This window comes from Pseudomonas sp. LAM2023, assembly GCF_016620375.1.
In the GTDB taxonomy this organism is placed as follows: domain Bacteria; phylum Pseudomonadota; class Gammaproteobacteria; order Pseudomonadales; family Pseudomonadaceae; genus Aquipseudomonas; species Aquipseudomonas anuradhapurensis.
The window spans coordinates 489,813-510,849 of record NZ_JAENHV010000015.1 but is presented as its reverse complement, the minus strand read 5'-3'; the positions used below and the strand labels follow the sequence as shown (position 1 = coordinate 510,849).

Genomic DNA, 21,037 nt, shown 5'->3' with positions numbered 1-21,037 from the left:
TAACTAAATACGCCGGCTTGCGGTTAGCCGGTCAGCCCCGCTGCCAGAGTGCGTAGTACACCTGGCCGGTTTTCTTCTCGCGGTGCAGGCGCCAGTTACCGGGAAGCTGCAAGGTCGACGGCGCGGTTTCGCTTTCGGTGTAGACCCAGGCCTGTTGATGTAGCCACTGGTTCTGCTCCAGCAGGTTGCAGGTGTTGGCCAGCAGGTCCTGATGGAACGGCGGATCGAGGAACACCACGTCGAACTGTTGCTTGGCCGGGTTCTGCAGGTAGCGCAGGGCATCGGTCTGCAGGATCTGCCCGCGTGGGCAGCGGAGGATTTCGAGGTTGTTCTTCAGGTTGGCGATGGCGGCCGGGTTGCTGTCCAGCGCCACGGCGTCCTCGGCCCCGCGGGACAAGGCTTCGAGCACCAGGGCGCCGCTACCGGTGAAGGCGTCGAGTACCCGGGCGCCTTCAATATAGGGCGCCAGCCAATTGAACAGGGTTTCGCGCACACGGTCGGGTGTTGGCCGCAGGCCTTCGCCGTCCGGCACCGCCAGGCGGCGGCTGCGCCACTCGCCAGCGATGATGCGCAGGTGGCCCTGGCCCTTGCTCTGGCCCGGTTGCGGGCGGGCGGGAGGGGTGGATCTCGGCATTAGTGCTCCGGTACCCCGAGCGCTTGCTCGGAGGGTTTGTCAGTAGGTGCTGGCAGCGGCTTTTGTGGCACTTTCGGGCCAACGGTGACCATCACCAGTTTATCCGCTGACAGGTGTTTGTTCATGGCTGCCCTGACCTGTTCGACGGTGAGCGCCTGGGACTGCTGCATGAAGTCCTCCAGCCAGGTCAGCGGCAGGTTGTAGAAACCAATGGCACCCAGCTGGCCGACGATGCTGGCATTGCTGGCATTGGACAGCGGGAAGCTGCCGGCCAGCTCGCGCTTGGCGTCGTCCAGCTCCTGCTGGGTGGGGCCGGTCTTGAGGTATTCGGTGAGAATGCCTTGCACCAGCTTGAGCGTACCCTCGCTGAGCTCGGCACGGGTTTGCAGGTTGATCATGAATGGCCCGCGGACCTGCATCGGGCTGAACGCCGAGTATACCCCGTAGGTCAGGCCGCGCTTTTCACGCACCTCGCTCATCAGCCGGGTACCGAAGGCCCCACCACCGAGGATCTGGTTGCCCAGCGACAGCGCTGGCCAGTCCGGGTCCTGGCGGTCTATACCGAGTGTCGCCAGCATCAGGTGGGTTTGCGTAGTCGGGAAGTCAATGTGGTTCAGGGTTGCATGCGTTTCAGTGGGTTGGGGCGGTGCTGGCAGCGCCGGGCCCCTGGGCAGGCCTGCGGACACTTGGGCAGCGATGCTTTCGGCTTCGGCGCGGCTGAGGTCGCCGACCAGGGCGATGACCGCATTGCCGCCGGTGTAGGCCTTGGCATGGAAGGCACGCAATTGTGCCAAGCTTATGCCCTTGATGCCTTCGGCAGTGCCGTCGCTTGGGTGGGCATAGGGATGCTCGCCGTAAAGGTTGGCGAACAGCGCCTTGCCAGCGATCTTGCCGGGGTTCTGCTTGTCGTATTCGAAGCCGGCCAGCATCTGGTTCTTGATGCGCTTGAGCGCATCTTCCGGGAAGGTCGGTTTGCCGGCCACCTCGGTAAACAGCTTCAAGGCCGGTTCACGCTTGTCCTTGGCGCTGAGGCTGCGCAGCGAAGCCACCGCCATGTCGCGGTAGGAGCCGTTGCCAAAGTCTGCGCCCAGGCTTTCGAAGCCTTCGGCAATCGCTGTCACGTCCTTGCCGGCCACGCCTTCGTTGAGCATGGCGTTGGTCAGGGCGGCCAGGCCTGGCACGCCGCCATCCTGACTGCTGCCGGCGGCGAAGGTGACACGCAGGTCGAACATCGGCAGCTCGCGGGCTTCGACGAACAGCACCCGCGCGCCTTCAGCGGTGTTCCAGTGCTGGATGTTCAGCTGGCGCCGGCTGGGTGCCTTGCCATCCAGCTCGGCCAGCGACTGCAGGGTGTTGGCCGGGCGTGCGGCGTTGCTTTCGGCCTTGGCGAGGTCGTCGGCCATGGCCGGGCCGGCCAGCACGGCCGCCAGCGCCAGGGCACGGATGCCGGTGGTCAGCAGGGTTGGGCGCGGGGCGCGGCGGTCACTCATTAGCGGACTCCTCGGGCAATACATGGGCAACGCTCAGGCGTTCGCGGGTGAAGTAGCTGCGCGCTGCGTTCTGGATGTCTTGCGGAGTAACGCGCTCGAGTTCGTCCAGTTCGCTGTCGATCAGCTTCCAGGACAGCCCGACGGTTTCCAGCTGGCCGATGGTGGTGGCCTGGCTGCTGATGGAATCACGGTCGTAGACCAGGCCGGCGATGACCTGGGCGCGCACGCGCTCGAGTTCCTCGGTGCTGGGTGGGGTGGTCTTGAGCTCATCCAGCAGCTGCCAGATGCCCTTTTCCACGTCCGCCAGGGACTTGTGCTTCTGCACGTTCGGTGTGGCCGAAACCAGGAATAGGCTGTCGCCGCGGGTGAAGGCGTTGTAGCTGGACGAAGCGCCGGCCACCAGTTCCTGGCCACGCTCCAGGCGCGCCGGCATGCGCGCGCTGTAGCCGCCGTCGAGCAGCGCCGAGATCAGGCGCAGGGCATGCACCGTGCGCGGGTCCTTGGCTGTGGCCAGGCCGGGGACGTTGAAACCGTAGATCAAGCTGGGCAGTTGGGTGCGTACGTGCAGGGTCAGCTGGCGCTGGCCGGGTTCGGCCAGTTCCAGGGGCAACTTGGCCGCCGGCACGGCACGCCTGGGGATGCTGCCGAAGTACTTCTGCGCCAGGCCCTTGACCTCGTCGACAGTGACGTCGCCCACGACGACCAGGGTGGCATTGTTGGGGGCGTACCAGGATTCATACCAGTGGCGCAGCTCCTCGACCTTCATACGCTCGAGGTCGGCCATCCAGCCGATGGTCGGCGTGTGATAGCCGCTGGCCGGGTAGGCCATGGCGCGGAACAGTTCGAATGCCTTGGCGTTGGGCTGGTCGTCGGTGCGCAGGCGGCGTTCTTCCTTGATTACCTCGATTTCGCGGCTGAACTCGTCGGCAGGCAGGCGCAGGCTGGCCAGGCGGTCGGCCTCCAGCTCCAGGGCCACCGGCAGGCGGTCACGGGCCAGCACCTGGTAATAGGCGGTGTAGTCATCGCTGGTGAAGGCGTTTTCCTCGGCACCGATGTCGCGCAGGATGCGCGATGCCTCGCCAGGACCAACCTTGGCGCTGCCTTTGAACATCATGTGTTCCAGCGCGTGGGACAAGCCGGTCTGGCCCGGGGTTTCGTAGCTGGAGCCAACCTTGTACCAGATCTGCGAGACGGCCACCGGGGCGCGATGGTCTTCGCGCACGACCACTTTCAGGCCGTTGTCGAGGATGAACTCGTGGGTGGGTTGCACATCGGCGGCAAAGGCTGCGAGCGGCAGGCAGAGCGTGCCGAGCAACAGGCCTGCGGCACGGCGGGCTAGAGCATTCATACGGTGTTTAACCTGTTCGGCGGCCCGCTGGGTTTAGCGTCGGCGGGCCAGGAGGTGCTAGGATACTGATCCGGTTGCCTGGCGACCATGCCTGTCGCCGTTCTGGCCCACAGGACATCAAGACAAAACGTTGCGCATGAACCAGCCGGCTTCAAGATAGTCTGTTCTGCGTAGAGAGAATTCCCGATGCGCCGTAGCTGGCCCATCGCTACCCTGAGATAGCCGTCTTCCATGTTTGGTTCCAACGACGACAAAAAAGCACCGGCCGAGGCTGGTGAGAAGAAAGGCCTGTTCAGCTGGTTTCGCAAGAAGCCGCAGCAACCCGTGGGGGCGGGCTCGCCCGCGAATGAAACCCACGCCGTCGAGCAGCCTGCTGCCGCTCCGGTAGAGGCCCCTGCCGCCGAAGCGCCGCAGGCCACAGAGCCCGCTCAGGCCGCTGCGGCCCCAGTGCCGGTCGAGCCGCAGCAGGTCGCCGAAGCAGCCCAACCCCCGGTAGCCCAGGCGCCGGCACCCGAACCGGTCGCCTCCCAGCCATTGCAGGCCCCCGCGCCGGAGCCGGTCGCTTCCCAGCCACTGGTTGCACCAACGCCGCAGCCGGTTGCGTCGGTACCCTTGCAGGCGGCTCCGGTCGAGCCTGCTGCGGCGGTGGAACCTGTCGCGCCGGTCAGCAACCTGGTATTGCCGGTTGCCGAAGAACCTGTGGCGTTGGTGCCGGACCTGGAGCCGAAGGCCCCGCCTGCCATCCCGGAGCGCCCTGCGCCAGAACCCTCCGCTCCTGTGGCTGCGGCCGCAGCGCCGGTCGAACCTGCACCTGCACCGACCGAGCAGGCCAAGCCCGGCTTCTTCGCACGCCTCAAGCAGGGCCTGTCGAAGACCAGCGCCAGCATCGGCGAGGGCATGGCCAGCCTGTTCCTGGGCAAGAAGGTCATCGATGACGACCTGCTCGACGAAATCGAAACCCGCCTGCTGACTGCCGACGTCGGCGTGGAAGCGACCTCGACCATCGTCCAGAACCTGACCCAGAAGGTCGCCCGCAAGCAGCTGGCCGATGCCGATGCCCTGTACAAGTCGCTGCAGGAAGAACTTGCTGCGCTGTTGCGCCCGGTAGAACAGCCGCTGGTGGTCCAGGCGCAGAACAAGCCCTACGTGATTCTGGTGGTTGGCGTGAACGGCGCCGGCAAGACCACCACGATCGGCAAACTGGCGAAGAAACTGCAGCTTGAAGGCAAGAAAGTGATGCTGGCCGCCGGCGACACCTTCCGTGCCGCAGCGGTCGAGCAGTTGCAGGTGTGGGGCGAGCGCAACCAGATCCCGGTAATCGCCCAGCACACCGGGGCCGACTCTGCCTCGGTGATCTTCGACGCCGTGCAGGCCGCCAAGGCCCGTGGCGTCGACGTGCTGATCGCTGACACTGCCGGCCGCCTGCATACCAAAGACAACCTGATGGAAGAACTGAAGAAGGTCCGTCGGGTTATCGGCAAGCTCGATGCCGAAGCGCCGCACGAGGTGCTGCTGGTGCTGGATGCCGGCACCGGCCAGAACGCCATCAGCCAGGCCAAGTATTTCAACCAGAGCGTCGAACTGACCGGCCTGGCCTTGACCAAGCTGGACGGCACTGCCAAGGGCGGGGTGATCTTCGCCCTGGCCAAGCAGTTCAAGCTGCCGATCCGTTTCATCGGTGTCGGTGAAGGCATCGACGACCTGCGCACCTTCGAAGCCGAGCCGTTCGTCAAGGCTCTGTTCGCCGAGCGAGACTGACCATGATCAGATTCGAACAGGTTGCCAAGCGTTATCCCAATGGTCATGTGGGTTTGCATGAGCTGAGTTTCCGGGCGCGCCGGGGCGAATTCCTGTTCGTCACCGGCCACTCCGGGGCTGGCAAAAGTACCTTGCTGCGTCTGCTGCTGGCCATGGAACGCCCCACCAGCGGCAAGCTGATGCTGGCCGGGCAGGACCTGGGGCAGATCAGCAACGCACAGATCCCGTTCCTGCGTCGGCAGATTGGCGTGGTATTCCAGAACCATCAGCTGTTGTTCGACCGCACGGTGTTCAACAACATCGCCTTGCCGCTGCAGATTCTCGGCTTGTCCAAGGCCGAGGTCGCCAAACGCGTGGATTCGGCCCTGGAGCGCGTGTCGCTGGCCGACAAAGGCGAGCTGTTCCCGGCCGACCTGTCCACCGGCCAGCAACAGCGGGTGGGTATCGCCCGCGCCATCGTGCATCAGCCGGCCCTGCTGCTGGCCGACGAACCCACCGGTAACCTCGACCCGCGCCTGGCCGCGGAGATCATGGGCGTGTTCGAGGACATCAACCGCCTGGGCACCACGGTATTGATCGCCAGCCACGACCTGGCACTGATTGCGCGCATGCGCCACCGCATGCTGACCTTGCAGCGCGGTCGCTTGATCGGCGATGGGGAGGCCGGGCAATGACCACTACACGCACACCTAAAGTTTCCGAGCGGGTTGCGCCGAAACCGGCCGATCCGCAACCGGCAAAGAAAAAACACGGTGATGACGATGACGGCCCGGATTTCCGCACGCTGCTGCATGCCTGGCTGGAAAGCCACCGTGCCAGCCTGGCCGACAGCCTGCGCCGTCTGGGCAAGCAGCCGATCGGCAGCTTCTTCACCTGCCTGGTAATGGCGGTAGCGCTGAGCATGCCCATGGGCCTGTCGCTACTGCTGAAGAACGTCGAAAAGCTTGGCGGCTCGTGGCAGCGCGCCGCGCAGATTTCGCTGTACCTCAAGCTCGACGCCGGCAGCCGCGAAGGTGAGGCGCTGCGCGACGAGATCAAGGGCATGCCCGGTGTGGCTGACGCACTGTATGTCAGCCGCGAGCAGGCGCTGGAGGAATTCCAGCAGCAGTCCGGCCTGGGTGAAGCCCTGCGTGAACTGCCCGACAACCCGCTGCCAGGCGTGGTCGTGGTGACCCCGACCGAGGTCGACAAACCGGCGCTGGAAGCCTTGCGTCAGCGCTTGTCCGAGCTGCCACGGGTAGAAGTGGCGCAGCTCGACCTGCTGTGGGTCGAGCGCCTGGCGGCGATCCTCAAGCTGGGTGACCGTTTCGTCTTCGGCCTGGCCGTGATGCTGATTTCTGCCTTGCTGTTAGTAATCGGTAACACAATTCGGCTACATATTGAAAACCGTCGCACCGAGATCGAAGTGATCAAGCTGGTCGGTGGCACCGACGCCTACGTGCGCCGGCCTTTCCTGTACATGGGAGCCCTCTATGGGCTGGGCGCAGGCCTGCTGGCGTGGGGTATCCTGGCGTTTGGCCTGAACTGGCTGAACGAGGCGGTGGTAGGGCTTTCTGGCCTGTATGGCAGCGACTTCGCCCTGGGCGGGGTGCCGGCGTCCGATGGTCTGTCGCTCTTGATCGGAGCGGTGCTGTTGGGGTATATCGGTGCATGGATTGCAGTCGCCCGCCACCTGAACGAGCTGGCGCCGCGATAGTTTTTAAGTGCCAGCATTGACAAATTCTTCACTATGGAACTTGTACCGTCGTTCCAGGTCAATGTTGGCAGCGCCCACAAGGTGCGAGTCTGGTAAGTCGGAGGTTCTTGAATGACCACATCGTTGCAACCTGCCTATGCCCTGGTACCCGGTGCAAACCTGGAAGCCTACGTGCACACGGTCAACAGCATTCCGCTGCTGACGGTCGAGCAGGAGCGTGATCTGGGCGAGCGTCTCTATTATGAGCAGGATGTCGAGGCCGCTCGCCAGATGGTGATGGCCCACCTGCGTTTCGTCGTACATATCGCCCGCAGCTACGCCGGCTACGGGCTGGCCCAGGCCGACCTGATCCAGGAAGGCAACGTCGGCCTGATGAAAGCCGTCAAGCGCTTCAACCCGGAAATGGGTGTGCGCCTGGTGTCGTTCGCCGTGCACTGGATCAAGGCGGAGATCCACGAGTTCATCCTGCGCAACTGGCGCATCGTCAAGGTGGCCACTACCAAGGCCCAGCGCAAGCTGTTCTTCAACCTGCGCAGCCAGAAGAAGCGTCTGGCCTGGCTGAGCAACGACGAAGTGCACCGCGTGGCGGAAAGCCTGGGCGTTGAACCGCGTGAAGTGCGCGAGATGGAAAGCCGCCTGAGCGGCCAGGACATGGCCTTCGACCCAGCAGCGGAAGCTGACGACGACAGCGCCTTCCAGTCGCCTGCGCACTACCTGGAAGACCACCGCTACGACCCGGCGATGCAGCTGGAGGATGCCGACTGGAGCGACAACTCCACCAGCAACCTGCACGAAGCGCTGCAAGGGTTGGACGAGCGTAGCCGCGACATTCTGTACCAGCGCTGGCTGGCGGAAGAGAAGGCCACGCTGCATGAGTTGGCGGACAAGTACAGCGTTTCGGCTGAGCGGATTCGCCAGCTGGAGAAGAATGCGATGAACAAGGTCAAGGCATTGATCGCGGCCTGATCGAGCCCTGACTGCAAGGAAAAGCCGCTGGCCCAGATAGGGTGAGCGGCTTTTTTTTGCGCAAGCCTTGAAGGCCTCTTCGCGGGCGCGCCCGCTCCCACAGGTACTGCACAGGCCTCAGGGGTAATGCTGGCCATGTGGGAGCGGGCGTGCCCGCGAAGAGCCCTCAAGGCTTGCGCGAAGTGTCGAGCTGCATCAGATAGCTGGGGCCACCCAGCTGGCTCATCTGCCGCCGAATCCATCCGGCCCGGCTGGCCACATAGGCGCTCGGCCGACTGGCACTCCACTTGATCGGGCTTGGCAGCACGGCCGCCAGCTGCGCCGCCTGCTGGCGGCTGAGCCGGCTGGCATCGACGCCAAAGTGATAACGCGCCGCCGCCTGGGCGCCGAATACGCCCTTGCCCCATTCGGCGCTGTTCAGGTAGACCTCGAGAATCCGTTCCTTCGACCAGAACAGCTCGATCAGCGCGGTGAACCACGCCTCCAGCCCTTTGCGCAACCAGCTGCGCCCGGACCACAGGAACAGGTTCTTGGCCACTTGCTGGGTCAGGGTGCTGGCACCACGAATACTGCCGCCACGCTCGTTGTAGGCCAGCGCCGCCTGGATGGCCGGAATGTCGAAGCCCCAGTGGTTGGCGAACTTCTGGTCCTCGCCAGCGATGACCGCGACCTTGAGCTCGTCGGAGATGTTCTCCCAAGGCTCCCAGTCCCGCTGCAGGTCGATCGGCTCGCCATTCACCCAGGACTGCACTTTGCGCTCGACCATCAGCGCTGTGCCGGGTGGTGGCACCCAGCGGAACACCAGCACCAGCACGATGCTGCCGGCAGCGAACCAGAGCAGGGCACGGGAGAGGCGGCGGAGAAGGGTTGGCAGCATGGCGATGGCTTGGCCGTACGGGTGGAAGGGGCCATTATACAGACCCGATCCAAGGAGTCGTCCCATGCTTCGCAGCTTCCTGATGCTCGCCGCCTTTTTCGGCTTTACCGGTGTCGCCTTGGGCGCTTTTGCGGCTCACGGCCTGAAAAGCCGGCTGACAGCCGACTACCTGGCGATCTTCCAGACCGGTGTGACCTACCAGCTGGTGCACGCCCTGGCGATCCTCGCTGTCGCGGTGCTCTCGGCCCACCTGCCCGGGCGCCTGGTCGGCTGGGCGGGCGCGCTGTTTGCCCTGGGCATAGTGCTGTTCTCCGGCAGCCTGTACCTGCTCACCCTCAGCGGCCTGGGCAAGCTCGGCATCATCACCCCGCTTGGCGGGCTGTGCTTCCTCGCCGGCTGGTTGTGCCTGGGCCTGGCGGCGTGGCGGCTGGGCTGACCGAGTGGTCCACAATCGCGACTAATGGCGCGCGCCGCCCTTGGGTTGCGGGGTGGTTCGGCGCTAGAATGCGTGCCCCCCAAAGCACAATGGTGGCCGTGCGCATGCGCATTCAACTGAACGGTGAACCTTACGAATTGCCCGCTGGCGAATCCGTCGCGGCCCTGCTGGCCCGCCTGGAGCTGACCGGGCGCCGCGTCGCGGTGGAGCTGAACCTGGACATCGTGCCGCGTAGCCAGCACGACACTACGCTGCTGAATGATGGCGACCAGGTCGAAGTGGTCCACGCCATTGGTGGCGGCTGACTGCGGCCCGGCGGTTCACCTGCAAGCCCTGCAACCTTTTCCCGAGGAACAACCATGAGCAATGTTCGCAGCGACAAGCCCTTCACCCTGGCCGGGCGTACTTTCCAGTCGCGCCTGCTGGTCGGTACCGGCAAATACCGTGACATGGAAGAAACCCGTCTGGCCATCGAGGCCTCGGGTGCCGAAATCGTCACCGTTGCCGTGCGCCGTACCAACATCGGCCAGAACCCGGGCGAGCCGAACCTGCTCGACGTGTTGCCACCGGACCGTTACACCATCCTGCCAAACACCGCAGGCTGCTACGACGCGGTCGAGGCCGTGCGCACCTGCCGCCTGGCACGCGAACTGCTGGATGGCCACAACCTGGTCAAGCTGGAAGTACTGGCTGACCAGAAAACCCTGTTCCCCAACGTGATCGAAACCCTCAAGGCCGCCGAAGTGCTGGTCAAGGACGGTTTCGACGTAATGGTCTACACCAGCGACGACCCGATCATCGCCCGCCAGCTGGCCGAAGCCGGCTGCATCGCGGTCATGCCCCTGGCTGGCCTGATCGGTACCGGCCTGGGTATCTGCAACCCCTACAACCTGCAGATCATCCTGGAAGAATCCAAGGTGCCGGTGCTGGTCGATGCCGGCGTGGGCACTGCTTCCGACGCCACCATTGCCATGGAAATGGGTTGCGAAGCGGTGCTGATGAACTCGGCCATTGCCCACGCCCAGCAGCCGGTGCTGATGGCCGAGGCCATGAAGCACGCCATCGTCGCCGGCCGCATGGCCTACCTCGCCGGCCGTATGCCGAAGAAACTCTATGCCAGCGCCTCCTCGCCGCTGGAAGGTCTGATCAAGTAAGAGCCCCTGATGACTGAATCGCACGATACGCCGAGCACCCCTGACGGCGAAGCCCGCCCGCACCGCCGCATCAAGAGCTTCGTGATGCGCGCCGGGCGCATGACCGAAGGCCAGCAACGCGGCCTGGAGCAGGGCGGCCCGCTGTACATCCTGCCGCTGGCCGACAGCCCGGTGGACTACGACCAGGTGTTCGGCCGTTCGGCGCCGCGCACCCTGGAGATCGGCTTCGGCATGGGCCATTCCCTGCTGGAAATGGCGGCTGCCGCACCGGAGCAGGATTTCATCGGTGTGGAAGTGCACCGCCCGGGCGTGGGCGCGCTGCTCAACGGCGTGCTGACCCAGGGGCTGAAGAACCTGCGGGTGTATGACTGCGATGCTATCGAAGTGCTGAACCGCTGCGTGGCGGACAACAGCCTCGACCGGCTGATGCTGTTCTTCCCCGACCCATGGCACAAGGCGCGCCACCACAAACGGCGCATCGTTCAGCTGGAGTTCGCCGAGCTGGTGCGGCGCAAGCTCAAGCCGGGTGGCGTGTTCCACATGGCTACCGACTGGGAGCCGTATGCCGAGTACATGCTGGAAGTGATGAGCGCTGCCCCGGGCTATCGCAACCGTGCGGCCGACGGCACCTATGTGCCACGCCCGGAAGAGCGCCCGATCACCAAGTTCGAACGCCGTGGCGAGCGGCTGGGGCATGGGGTTTGGGATTTGAAGTTCGAGAAGGTGGATTGACTGGCTGGTTAGCCGTTCGATGCGCTGATTCTGCAGACGAAAAAACCGCCTTGAAAAAGGCGGTTTTTTTTAGCCCCGGCTGACAACTACGGCCTCACAGGCATGGTCATGTTGCAGCAAATGTGGATTGGCTCAGCCCCGCCGATCAGCCACTACCCCAATTAGCACCAGCACCACCAGCAACACCGGCGCCAGCGCGTAGTTGTTGAACTGGCCCAGCCCCTTCACTACCCAGGGTGTGGCATAGATCAACGCCGCACCACTGCCGATCATCACCAGCAAGGCCATGAACGGTACGCGCAGGGCGCCGGCCAAGCCGCCCAGGCGCTGTTCCACCCAGCCCTTGATATCGGTGCCGAACAGCACCAGCAGGCAGCCCACCAGGGCCAGTGAAATCTCCGACAGGTTGCTGCGGCTCCAGCGGGAAACCGTCGCGAGCAGATCAAGTACCAGATCCATGGGTCATCCTTAGGTCAAGAAATACTGCAGCAGGTCATTGAGGAACAACTGGCCTCGTGGCGTGGCCACCAGTCGATCCGCTTCGACCTGCAAAAGGCCCTTTTGTTCGGCGGCGCGCCGTGCTTCGCGCAGCTGTTCCAGTGGCAGCCCGGTGCGCTGGGTGAACAGTTCGGCCTCCACTCCATCGGTCAGGCGCAGGGCATTCATCAGGAACTCGAACGGCAGCTCGTCGACCGGCAGCAGCTTTTCGCCAGCTTTGAACGGCTTGGCCAGGTTCAGGTAGTCCTTGGGCAGGCGGGTCTTCCAGGTGCGCAGGATGCGACCGTCGGCGAAGGTCAGTTTGCCGTGAGCACCGGCACCAATGCCGATGAAGTCGCCAAAGCGCCAGTAATTGAGGTTGTGCCGCGCGGCACGACCAGCCTGGGCATAGGCCGAGACCTCGTACTGGCGGAAGCCGTGATCGGCCATCAGCGCCTGGCCGGCTTCCTGGATGTCCCAGAGGATGTCGTCCTCGGGAAGCTCCGGTGGCTGGTTCCAGAACACCGTGTTCGGCTCCACGGTCAGCTGGTACCACGACAAATGCGTGGGCCCCAGTTCGATCGCCTGGCGCAGGTCGCCCAGCGCGTCATCCAGCGACTGCTCGGGCAGGCCGTGCATCAGGTCCATGTTGAAGTTGTCGAAGCCGGCCGCACGCGCCATGCCGGCGGCGCGGACCGCTTCATCGCCATTGTGGATGCGCCCCAGCGCCTGCAGCTTGGCTGGCTGGAAGCTCTGCACACCGATGGACAGGCGGTTGATGCCGGTTTGCCGGTAGGCCTTGAACTTGTCCTGCTCGAACGTGCCCGGGTTGGCCTCCAGGGTGATTTCGATCTCTGGCGCAAACGCAATGCGTTGCTCCACGCCTCGCAGCAGCCGGCCGAGGGCATCGGCGCTGAACAGGCTGGGCGTACCGCCACCGAAGAAGATCGAGCTGATCGGCCGGCCTTGTACCGCGGCCAATTCCTGGTCAAGGTCGTTCAGCAGGGCCGCGACATAGGCATCTTCTGGCAGATCAGGGCCGGCGGCGTGGGAGTTGAAGTCGCAGTAAGGGCATTTGCGTACGCACCACGGGATGTGGATGTACAGCGCCAGCGGCGGCAGGCTGGTGAAACCCGCCGTGCCGGGTGTGGACAGCGTGTCGATCATGCCAGGCCCAGACGTTGACGCAGCAGGGCCATGGCGCGCGCGCGGTGGCTGAGCTGGTTCTTGTCCGCAGGGGCCAGTTCGGCGCTGGAACAGCCGCGCTCCGGTACCCAGAACAGCGGGTCATAGCCAAAGCCGTGCTCGCCGCTGGCCTCGAACATGATGCGCCCGTGCCACAGGCCTTCGCACAGGATCGGCAGCGGGTCGTCGGCATGGCGCACCAGTGCCAGCACGCAGACGAACTGCGCACCGCGCTCTGCTTCGGGCACATCTTTCAGGGCCTCGAGCAGCTTGGCGTTATTTGCTGCATCACCCTTGCCGTCGGCATAGCGCGCCGAATAGATGCCCGGTGCACCACCGAGGAAGTCCACTGCCAGGCCGGAATCGTCGGCCAGGGCCGGCAAGCCGGAAATGCGTGCGGCATTACGTGCCTTGAGGATGGCGTTCTCGACGAACGACAGGCCGGTTTCTTCCGGCTCCACCTGGCTGAACTCACCGATCGAGCGCAGCTGCACGGACGCGCCGAGCATGGCCTGGAGTTCCTTGAGTTTGCCGGCGTTATGGCTGGCCAATACGAGTTGCTGGAAATTCATCATTCGCCTGGGAACACTTCCTGGTTGAAGCTGAGGGAATTGCTGATGCCGCCGGTTTCGATGTTGAGGTCGAAGGTGACGGTCTCTGCCTGGTCGATCTTGAACTGGGCGATGTAGTACACCGCGCCTTGCTCGTTGATCTGCTTGAACGACAGCGGGGTGCTGCGCCCGGTCAGGTCCTTGACCGTGCCGCTGACCACCGCGATGGCGGGTTTGTTGGCGCGGAGCACGGCAATGTTGAGTACGCCCTGGTTCTTGCTGCGTACCAGGCCGGTGGCTGCAGCCACCGCTGGTGTCAGCATGCTCGAGGTGAATGCGCTGTAGTGCACCGTCACGTCGCCAAACACTTCCTTGCGCTCGGGGCGGGCAGCATCGGCAGCCAGTGCCGGCAGGGCGAGGCACAGGCTTATCAGGAGCAGGGCTAGGCGACGCATGGGGTGGTTCCTCCGCTGGGCGTCAGACAGCGAGCTGGTGCTCTTGCAGGCCCGGGCTGCTGACGCGGTAGATACCGATCTCACCTAGAAGATTAGGCCAAAGCCGGCCACCCCACCCATTACGGTGCAAGTGGTCGACAGCCAGGCGGTCAAGCACCCTGGCCTTGCGTTCGTGCACCAGTTCCTCGAAGTCGGCAAAGGTGCAGAAGTGGATGTTCGGCGTGTTGTACCAGGTGTATGGCATGAAGTCCGACACTGGCATGCGGCCCTTGGTCGCCAGGTACCAGCGGCAACGCCAGTGGCCGAAGTTGGGGAAGGTGATGATGCACTGGCGGCCCACGCGCAGCATCTCGTCGAGGATGCGGTCGGGGTACTCCACGGCCTGCAGGGCCTGGGTCATGATCACCACGTCGAAGCTGTTGCTGGCGAAGTTGCCCAGGCCCTTGTCCAGGTCCTGCTCGATGACGTTGACGCCCTTGGCCACGCAGGCGGCGATGTTGTCAGCGTCGATCTCCAGGCCGTAGCCGGTGACCTGCTTGCGGTCACGCAGTGAGGCCAGCAGTTCGCCGTTACCGCAGCCCAGGTCGAGTACCCGGCTGCCGGCGGGAATCCAGTCGTGGATGATTTCCAGATCGGCTCTCATGCTGTCCTCAGATGGCAATGCGGTTCATGTAGTTCGCGAAACCCTGCATGTAGCGAGGCGTGGGGATCAGGAAGGCATCGTGCCCATAGGGCGAATCGATCTCCAGATAGCAGACGTTCTTGCGTGCGGCCATCAGGGCGTTGACGATTTCGCGCGAGCGGGCCGGCGAGAAGCGCCAGTCGGTAGTGAACGACATGATGCAGTAATCCGCCTTGACGTGGGCCAGGGTGGCCGCCAGGTCGCCGCCATGGGCAGCAGCCGGGTCGAAGTAGTCCAGCGCCTTGGTCATCAGCAGGTAGGTGTTGGCGTCGAAACGCCCGGAAAACTCTTCGCCCTGGTAGCGCAAGTAGCTTTCGACCTGGAATTCGACGCTATGGAAGTCGTAGTTGAGCTTGTCGCTCTTCAGCTCACGGCCGAATTTTTCACCCATCGAGTCGTCGGACAGGTAGGTGATGTGGCCGACCATGCGCGCCAGCATCAAGCCACGCTTGGGGATCACGCCCTGGTCCTGGAACGAACCACCGTGGAATTCGGGGTCGGTGAGGATGGCCTGGCGCGCCACTTCGTTGAAGGCGATGTTCTGTGCCGACAGCTTGGGCGCCGAGGCGATATCGACACAATGGCGCACGCGCTCGGGGTAGCTGATGGTCCACTGCAGCGCCTGCATGCCGCCCAGGCTGCCGCCGACCACGGCAGCCCATTGCTGGATGCCCAGGCGTTCGGCCAGGCGTACCTGGCTGTGTACCCAGTCTTCCACGGTCAGCACCGGGAAATCCGCGCCATAGGGCTTGCCGGTGGCCGGGTTGATGCTGCTGGGGCCAGTACTGCCGTTGCAGCCGCCCAGGTTGTTCAGGCTGACCACGAAGAAGCGGTTGGTGTCGATCGGCTTGCCCGGGCCGATGCAGCTATCCCACCAGCCCGGCTTGCGGTCGGTGGCGGCATGGTAGCCAGCGGCATGATGGTGGCCGGACAGGGCATGGCAGATCAGCACGGCGTTGCTGGCGCTGGCGTTGAGGGTGCCATAGGTTTCGTAGACCAGTTCATAACTGGCCAGCGAGCGGCCACAGGCCAGGGCCAGCGGTTCATCGAACCGGGCTGTTTGCGGTACTACCAGACCGACGGAATCTTCGGGAAAGACAGTGGACATCGACCCTGCTCACGCTTGACGGAGGCGTCAGTCTAAAGAGCGCTACCCCCAGCGGCAAGCACAGGCTTGCCACTGGAAGCGACCAGGGCCGGGGGCGGCTCAGATCATCCGCCACAGCTCTTGTGGCATGCCGGCGTAGGCGGCCAGCGGCGGCATCACGAACGACTGGATCACCTGGATCGCGAGGAAGGCGAAGATCGGCGAGATGTCCATGCCGCCCAGGTTGGGCACGATGCGGCGGAACGGTGCCAGCACCGGTTCGCTGATCTGGTAGGCCAGCTCGGCGGCTGGGTTGTGGCTGTTGGGGGCGACCCAGGAAACGATCACCATGACGATCATCGCCACCCAGAAAATCTTCAGGAACAGCGAGGTGATCCCGATGATCGCCCACATCAGCAGGTGCAGGATGTCGCCGAAGGTACCGTAGGTGACCATCAGCACGAAGCCCATCAACAGCGCCTGGATGACCACCGACAGCAGCAGCGACGAGGTATCCAGCCCGCCGACACTGGGGATGATCCGGCGAATCGGCTTGAGCAGCGGCTGAGTGGCGCGTACTGCGAACTGGCAAAGCGGGTTGTAGAAGTTGGCCTTCACCAGCTGCAGCACGAAGCGCAGCAGGACGATCACCAGGTACAGGCTGACCAGGGTTTGCACCACGAAGATCGCGGCGCCGGACAGTGCATTCATCTGGAACTCCTTATTTGCCCAGTTGTTCGGCCAGCTCCGCAGAGCGCGTGGCGGCAGCCTGCAGGGCCTGCTCGACGATGGCTTCGAAGCCGCTGGCCTGGAATGACTTGATCGCCGCTTCGGTGGTGCCGGCGGGCGAGGTGACACGGCGGCGCAGCTCGGCGGCATCGACATCGCTGGCGACCGCCATGCGCGCGGCGCCCAGGGCCGTCTGCAGGGTCAGCTGGGAAGCGGTTTCGCGTGGCAGGCCGAGTTTTTCCCCCGCCGCGGTCATGGCTTCGATCAGCAGGAAGAAGTACGCCGGGCCACTGCCGGAAACAGCGGTCACGGCGTCCAGTTGCTGTTCCTGCTCCAGCCACAGGACGGTGCCCACGGCCGACAGCAGTTGCTCGGCCTGCTGGCGCTGCTCGGCGGACACCTGTGCGGTGGCATACAGGCCGCTCACGCCTTGGCGCAGCAGGGCAGGGGTGTTGGGCATGCAGCGTACCACCGGGCGCGCGCCAACCCAGCTTTGCAGGCTGGCGCAGGTGATGCCGGCGGCGATGGAAACGATCAGCTGGCCGTCCTGCAGGTTGGGTTGCAGGGCCTGGCAAACGGCTTTCATGACCTGTGGCTTTACCGCCAGCACGATGACGTCGGCGCCGTCGATGGCCTGGGCGTTGTCCTCGAAGGTTTCGATGCCGTGCTCGGCCTGGATGCGGCTGCGGGTCTCGGCGCCCGGGTCGCTGGCGCGGATCTGCGAGGCGTCCAGGCCCTGGGCACGCAGACCACCGATCAGGCTGGCGGCCATGTTGCCGGCGCCGATAAAGGCAATACGTGTCTTGCTCATGTCAGGTCCTTGTTGGAAAGAGTGAGTAAAGCATGGGATCAGGCGTGGCCGCTGTAGTCGCGGGCACCGAACAGGGCAGTACCGATACGCACCCACGTCGCGCCTTGGGCAATGGCGGCTTCCAGGTCGTGGCTCATGCCCATGGACAGCGTATCCAGGCCCAGCCCGAGTTCTTCATGCAGCTTGCGCAGGGTGGCGAAGGCTGCCTCTTGGGCGGCGCGGTCGTCGGTGGGTTCGGGAATGGCCATCAGCCCGCGCAGGCGCAGGTTGGGTAGCGCGGCTACCGCTTTCGCCAAGGCCGGCAAGTCAGCCGGTGCGCAGCCGGATTTGCTGTCCTCTCCGCTGACGTTCACCTGCAGGCAGATATTCAGCGGCGCCAGCCCGGCAGGACGCTGTTCCGACAGGCGTTGGGCGATCTTCAGGCGGTCCACGGAATGTACCCAGTCGAAATGTTCGGCGATGGCTTTGGTCTTGTTCGACTGAATGGGGCCGATGAAGTGCCAGATCAAGGGCAAGTCGCTGAGTGCCTGCTGCTTTGCCAGCGCTTCTTGTAGGTAATTTTCACCGATATCACGCACGCCTGCGGCGTGGATTTCGCGGATGGCGCTGGCTGGCTTGGTCTTGCTCACGGCCAGCAACTGGACGCTGGCCGGATCACGCCCGGCAGCCTGGGCAGCGCTGGCGATACGGGCGGAAATAGCGGAAAGGTTGTCTGCTAGGGTGGACATGGACTGATGCCGGCGTTTTAGGGTTTGCGGCATTCTACCTACTTGCAGGCCTTTGGGGAGTCTCATGGATGTGACCGACCTGTTGGCCCTGGCCGTGGATGCGGGGGCTTCCGACCTGCACCTGGCGGCGGGCCAGACACCGATGCTGCGCCTGGATGGGGAGTTGCAGCGCGTGGCTCTGCCGACCTTGAGCCCGGACGTCTTGATCGAGGGCATGGCACCCATGCTGGATGAAGCCCGGCGCCGACAGTGGACCCAGGGAGATGAGCTGGACCTGGCGCTGGAGTTGCCGGCACTGGGGCGCTTTCGGCTGAACCTGTTTCGCCAGTTGCATGGCCCTGCGGCCACCTTCCGCCTGATCCCGGGGCGCATCGCCACGCTCGATGAACTCGAGCTGAGGGATGTGTTTCAAGCTGTTGCGCAGTGCAGTGATGGCTTGATCCTGGTGGGTGGGCCGACCGGCAGCGGCAAGTCCAGCACCCTGGCGGCGCTGCTCGACCAGCTGAACCGTGAGCGGGCACTGCACATCATCACCCTCGAAGACCCTGTCGAAGTTATCCACAATAGCCAGCGCAGCCTGGTCAACCAGCGAGAGATCGGCCGCCATTGCGGCGGGTTTGCCCAAGGGCTGCGCAGTGCCCTGCGTCAGGACCCGGATGTGATCATGATCGGGGAGCTGCGCGACCTGGAAACCATTCGCCTGGCCTTGCGCGCGGCGGAGACCGGGCACCTGGTGCTGGCGACCGTGCATACGCGTTCGGCGGTGAACAGCGTTGACCGGTTGGTGGAGGTGTTTGCGGCCGAAGAGAAGCCGCTGGTGCGGGCGATGCTGGCCGAGTCGTTGCGCCTGGTGGTGGCGCAAATATTGGTCAGGCGTGCGGGGGGAGGGCGGGTTGCGGCGCGTGAGGTGCTGGTGGTTACGCCAGCGGTGCGTAACCTGATTCGGGAAGGGCGTATGGCGCAGTTGTGTTCGGTGATGCAGGCGGGTGGTGCGGACGGGATGCGGACGATGGAGGGGGCGATGCGAGGACTGAGGGAGCGAGGGCTGATTGAGGACTTGTAGTGGCTGTACCGGCCCCTTCGCGGGCACGCCCGCTCCCACAGGTATGGCGCTGCCCGCGAGAGCGACGCGGTACCTGTGGGAGCGGGCGTGCCCGCGAAGAGGCCGATACAGGAGAGCGCCGATCAGATCAGCGCTTGGCCAGGTTCAGTTGCTGCTGTTCTTTTGGCAACACTCGCTTGGCTACTACGTAATGCTGCTGCCAGTAAGGCTTGCTCAGGGTGTCGATGCTCACCCGCTTGCCACGACGCGGGGCATGGATGAAGCGGTCATTGCCCAGGTAGATGGCAACGTGATTGACCCGACGGCTCTTGATATTGAAGAAGATCAGGTCGCCCGGTTTGAGGTCGCCCTTGGCCACCTTGACCCCGTGGCCTTGGGCCATGGCGTTGGAGGTGCGCGGCAGGTCGACGTCGGCGACATCGTTGAAGGCGTACTTGACCAGCCCGCTGCAGTCGAAGCCTTTCTTCGGGCTGCTGCCGCCCCAGACGTAAGGGGTGCCGAGCACATTCACCGCACGGCTGAGCACATCACTGCTCTGCTTCGGTGACATGGCAATGGTTGGGCCGCTGCTGCGGCTGCTGGCGGCATTGCTCGGGCGGCTGCGCAGCGTGGTCTGCTTGACCGGTGCGTGTCTCACCGAGGCATTGCTGGTGTAGCCGGTGAAACCATTGGGAAGACGTTGCTCACGATTGGTGGCGTGGGCGGCCAGGGGCAATAATAGGCAGAGGGTCAGCCATGTCTTGAGTAAAGGCGGCATAGATGAAGCTCTTATGAATAGTTGTGTGTTGGGCGCGCAACTTTATAACAGCTTTTTGATCAATCTTTGATCCGTTGGTCGATTGTCCGGGTGCCGTACGTCGGCCTGCGACGAGAAAGTCACATTTTTTTTTAGAAAATTTTCGGATAACCCGCGGGAGCTATGCATGAACAGTTATCAGGGAGCGCCGTTTCACGATACCCACAGCAAGACCATTGGCTACCTGTTGTGGATTTTCGGCTTCACCGGGTCGCATCGCTTTTACTACGGCAAGCCCGTCACCGGCACCATCTGGTTCCTGACCCTGGGCCTGCTGGGCATCGGCTGGTTGATCGACCTGTTCCTGATCCCGTCCATGGACCGTGAGGCCGACTTGAGGTTCCAGTCCGGGCGCATCGACTACAACATCGCCTGGATCCTGCTGACCTTCCTCGGGGTGTTCGGCCTGCACCGGTTGTACCAGGGCAAGTGGGTGACCGCGATCATCTACTTCTTCACAGGCGGGCTGTGCCTGGTGGGAGTGCTGTACGACTTCTGGACGTTGAACAGCCAGGTGTCCGAGCGCAATGCGGTACGGGCTTGAGGGCCCTGGGGCTGCTTTGCAGCCCATCGCGACACAAGGCCGCTCCTACAAAGATCGGATAAGCCCTCTGGGGTTGTCGCGGTCTCTGTAGGAGCGGCCTTGCGTCGCGACAGGGGCGCACAGCGCCCCCGCTCACAGGCTACTGGCGGGTTTGCCGCTGTTGCAGCAGCAGGTTGCTGAAACCAGCCCCGGCCAGCTGCTTCTGCGCCCCGGTCAGCTGCTCGCGGTTGCTGAACGGGCCGACCATGACGCGGTACCAGGTTTCGTCCTTGACCGTGCCCGACTCCACCTTTACCGCCTGGCCCAGCAGGATGATCTGCGCGCGCACCTTGTCGGCGTCAGCCTGCTTGCGGAACGAGCCAGCCTGGAGGAAGAACTGCGTGGTCGCCGCTGGCTTGATCACCGGTGGCGCCGGCGGCGGGGTCTGGCCCATCAGCGCCGCCTGGGCCCGCGCCGTGTCGATCTTTGCCGCTTCGGCAGGGGTCACCGGTGTCACCGGTTGGGCCGGGACGGGCGGTGTTTTCTCGGGCACGGCTTCCGGCGGCACGATCACCTCGGTCTCCGGCAGCAGGGTATAGAAGTCATACTTCGGCTTCACCGGCTGCTGCGATGCGGCTTGTGTCGTCTTGCCGGCTTCGGCCACTTTTTCCGGCTTCTGCTGCTCGGGCTTGGCCCGCTTGATGTCATCGCCACCAGGCTCGAGCTTCATCAGGAACACGATGAACGCGCCTACAGTCAGGCCGACCGCCAGCCATACCCAACCGGGAATCGGCTGCTTGGCCGGCGCCGTCTGACGGCTGGCGCCGCGTTTTGGGGCAGGTTTTTTCTTGGCAGCCAA

The 21,037-nt window shown here is 64.2% G+C and carries 25 protein-coding genes; 10 read left to right on the top strand and 15 right to left on the bottom strand.

Annotated elements, in window-relative coordinates; translation table 11 throughout:
* Positions 1-31: 31 nt before the first annotated feature.
* Genes rsmD through JKP78_RS07870 form a run of 3 tightly spaced genes read right to left on the bottom strand, consistent with a single transcriptional unit; the run spans position 32 to position 3,472 of the window.
* On the bottom strand, positions 32-634 hold the full coding sequence (gene rsmD / locus JKP78_RS07880) for a 16S rRNA (guanine(966)-N(2))-methyltransferase RsmD (protein WP_186684218.1): 603 nt from the start codon (positions 632-634) through the stop codon (positions 32-34).
* Positions 634-2,124, bottom strand: a complete 1,491-nt coding sequence (locus JKP78_RS07875; RefSeq protein ID WP_186684220.1) for a M16 family metallopeptidase — start codon at positions 2,122-2,124, stop codon at positions 634-636. The genes rsmD and JKP78_RS07875 overlap by 1 nt, the downstream gene beginning before the upstream one ends.
* Complete coding sequence (locus tag JKP78_RS07870) at positions 2,117-3,472, bottom strand: M16 family metallopeptidase (RefSeq protein ID WP_200626482.1); 1,356 nt, start codon at positions 3,470-3,472, stop codon at positions 2,117-2,119. Before JKP78_RS07870 ends, JKP78_RS07875 begins: the two co-directional genes overlap by 8 nt.
* A 231-nt stretch (positions 3,473-3,703) precedes the next feature.
* On the opposite strand from JKP78_RS07870, the gene ftsY reads away from it, so the two are divergent.
* From ftsY to rpoH, 4 genes are all read left to right on the top strand, one after another.
* Positions 3,704-5,230 carry a signal recognition particle-docking protein FtsY gene (ftsY, locus tag JKP78_RS07865; RefSeq protein WP_200626480.1) on the top strand — a complete coding sequence of 509 codons (1,527 nt, stop codon included), beginning with the start codon at positions 3,704-3,706 and terminating at the stop codon, positions 5,228-5,230.
* A 2-nt stretch (positions 5,231-5,232) separates the two neighbouring features.
* Positions 5,233-5,904, top strand: a complete 672-nt coding sequence (gene ftsE, locus JKP78_RS07860) for a cell division ATP-binding protein FtsE (protein WP_056794328.1) — start codon at positions 5,233-5,235, stop codon at positions 5,902-5,904.
* Entirely contained in the window at positions 5,901-6,926 is a 1,026-nt protein-coding gene (gene ftsX / locus JKP78_RS07855) for a permease-like cell division protein FtsX (RefSeq protein ID WP_200626478.1), read from the top strand. The genes ftsE and ftsX overlap by 4 nt, the downstream gene beginning before the upstream one ends.
* A 111-nt stretch (positions 6,927-7,037) precedes the next feature.
* On the top strand, positions 7,038-7,892 hold the full coding sequence (gene rpoH, locus JKP78_RS07850; protein WP_170033417.1) for an RNA polymerase sigma factor RpoH: 855 nt from the start codon (positions 7,038-7,040) through the stop codon (positions 7,890-7,892).
* A 166-nt stretch (positions 7,893-8,058) separates the two neighbouring features.
* On the opposite strand, the gene mtgA is transcribed toward rpoH, so the two are convergent.
* Complete coding sequence (gene mtgA / locus JKP78_RS07845; protein ID WP_186684225.1) at positions 8,059-8,769, bottom strand: monofunctional biosynthetic peptidoglycan transglycosylase; 711 nt, start codon at positions 8,767-8,769, stop codon at positions 8,059-8,061.
* 64 nt (positions 8,770-8,833) lie between these two features.
* On the opposite strand from mtgA, the gene JKP78_RS07840 reads away from it, so the two are divergent.
* From JKP78_RS07840 to trmB, 4 genes are all read left to right on the top strand, one after another.
* Positions 8,834-9,205, top strand: coding sequence for a DUF423 domain-containing protein (locus JKP78_RS07840; protein WP_170033413.1), 372 nt, complete (start codon positions 8,834-8,836; stop codon positions 9,203-9,205).
* A 104-nt stretch (positions 9,206-9,309) separates the two neighbouring features.
* A complete protein-coding gene (thiS, locus tag JKP78_RS07835; protein ID WP_170033411.1) occupies positions 9,310-9,510 on the top strand; it encodes a sulfur carrier protein ThiS in 201 nt (66 codons plus the stop codon).
* Positions 9,511-9,564: 54 nt separating this feature from the next.
* Complete coding sequence (locus tag JKP78_RS07830; RefSeq protein ID WP_043208630.1) at positions 9,565-10,359, top strand: thiazole synthase; 795 nt, start codon at positions 9,565-9,567, stop codon at positions 10,357-10,359.
* A 9-nt stretch (positions 10,360-10,368) separates the two neighbouring features.
* Complete coding sequence (gene trmB, locus JKP78_RS07825; protein WP_170033409.1) at positions 10,369-11,091, top strand: tRNA (guanosine(46)-N7)-methyltransferase TrmB; 723 nt, start codon at positions 10,369-10,371, stop codon at positions 11,089-11,091.
* 132 nt (positions 11,092-11,223) lie between these two features.
* On the opposite strand, the gene JKP78_RS07820 is transcribed toward trmB, so the two are convergent.
* From JKP78_RS07820 to JKP78_RS07780, 9 genes are all read right to left on the bottom strand, one after another.
* A complete protein-coding gene (locus JKP78_RS07820) occupies positions 11,224-11,550 on the bottom strand; it encodes a DUF3392 family protein (RefSeq protein ID WP_023378203.1) in 327 nt (108 codons plus the stop codon).
* 9 nt (positions 11,551-11,559) lie between these two features.
* On the bottom strand, positions 11,560-12,735 hold the full coding sequence (gene hemW / locus JKP78_RS07815; protein WP_186684227.1) for a radical SAM family heme chaperone HemW: 1,176 nt from the start codon (positions 12,733-12,735) through the stop codon (positions 11,560-11,562).
* Positions 12,732-13,328 carry an RdgB/HAM1 family non-canonical purine NTP pyrophosphatase gene (rdgB, locus tag JKP78_RS07810; RefSeq protein WP_186684229.1) on the bottom strand — a complete coding sequence of 199 codons (597 nt, stop codon included), beginning with the start codon at positions 13,326-13,328 and terminating at the stop codon, positions 12,732-12,734. Before rdgB ends, hemW begins: the two co-directional genes overlap by 4 nt.
* The gene (locus JKP78_RS07805) at positions 13,325-13,759 is read right to left on the bottom strand and encodes a DUF4426 domain-containing protein (RefSeq protein ID WP_186684231.1); all 435 of its coding nucleotides are present in this window, start codon (positions 13,757-13,759) and stop codon (positions 13,325-13,327) included. Before JKP78_RS07805 ends, rdgB begins: the two co-directional genes overlap by 4 nt.
* Positions 13,760-13,781: 22 nt before the next feature.
* Entirely contained in the window at positions 13,782-14,402 is a 621-nt protein-coding gene (gene metW / locus JKP78_RS07800; RefSeq protein ID WP_186672173.1) for a methionine biosynthesis protein MetW, read from the bottom strand.
* Positions 14,403-14,409: 7 nt separating this feature from the next.
* Positions 14,410-15,549, bottom strand: a complete 1,140-nt coding sequence (gene metX, locus JKP78_RS07795) for a homoserine O-succinyltransferase MetX (protein WP_186672174.1) — start codon at positions 15,547-15,549, stop codon at positions 14,410-14,412.
* Positions 15,550-15,648: 99 nt separating this feature from the next.
* Positions 15,649-16,239: a YggT family protein gene (locus JKP78_RS07790; RefSeq protein WP_170033398.1), complete on the bottom strand. Its 591-nt coding sequence runs from the start codon at positions 16,237-16,239 to the stop codon at positions 15,649-15,651.
* 10 nt (positions 16,240-16,249) lie between these two features.
* On the bottom strand, positions 16,250-17,068 hold the full coding sequence (gene proC, locus JKP78_RS07785) for a pyrroline-5-carboxylate reductase (RefSeq protein ID WP_200626475.1): 819 nt from the start codon (positions 17,066-17,068) through the stop codon (positions 16,250-16,252).
* Positions 17,069-17,106: 38 nt separating this feature from the next.
* Positions 17,107-17,796 carry a YggS family pyridoxal phosphate-dependent enzyme gene (locus tag JKP78_RS07780; protein WP_186684233.1) on the bottom strand — a complete coding sequence of 230 codons (690 nt, stop codon included), beginning with the start codon at positions 17,794-17,796 and terminating at the stop codon, positions 17,107-17,109.
* A 64-nt stretch (positions 17,797-17,860) separates the two neighbouring features.
* Here JKP78_RS07780 and JKP78_RS07775 point away from each other — a divergent pair, with 64 nt between their 5' ends.
* A complete protein-coding gene (locus JKP78_RS07775) occupies positions 17,861-18,859 on the top strand; it encodes a type IV pilus twitching motility protein PilT (protein ID WP_186684234.1) in 999 nt (332 codons plus the stop codon).
* Positions 18,860-18,986: 127 nt separating this feature from the next.
* Here JKP78_RS07775 and JKP78_RS07770 read toward each other — a convergent pair whose 3' ends face one another.
* Positions 18,987-19,616, bottom strand: coding sequence for a C40 family peptidase (locus JKP78_RS07770; RefSeq protein ID WP_170033390.1), 630 nt, complete (start codon positions 19,614-19,616; stop codon positions 18,987-18,989).
* A gap of 166 nt (positions 19,617-19,782) precedes the next feature.
* On the opposite strand from JKP78_RS07770, the gene JKP78_RS07765 reads away from it, so the two are divergent.
* Entirely contained in the window at positions 19,783-20,199 is a 417-nt protein-coding gene (locus JKP78_RS07765; protein WP_170033388.1) for an NINE protein, read from the top strand.
* A 139-nt stretch (positions 20,200-20,338) separates the two neighbouring features.
* Here the strand turns inward: JKP78_RS07765 and JKP78_RS07760 are convergent, their stop codons facing one another.
* Positions 20,339-21,037, bottom strand: coding sequence for an SPOR domain-containing protein (locus JKP78_RS07760; protein ID WP_170033386.1), 699 nt, complete (start codon positions 21,035-21,037; stop codon positions 20,339-20,341).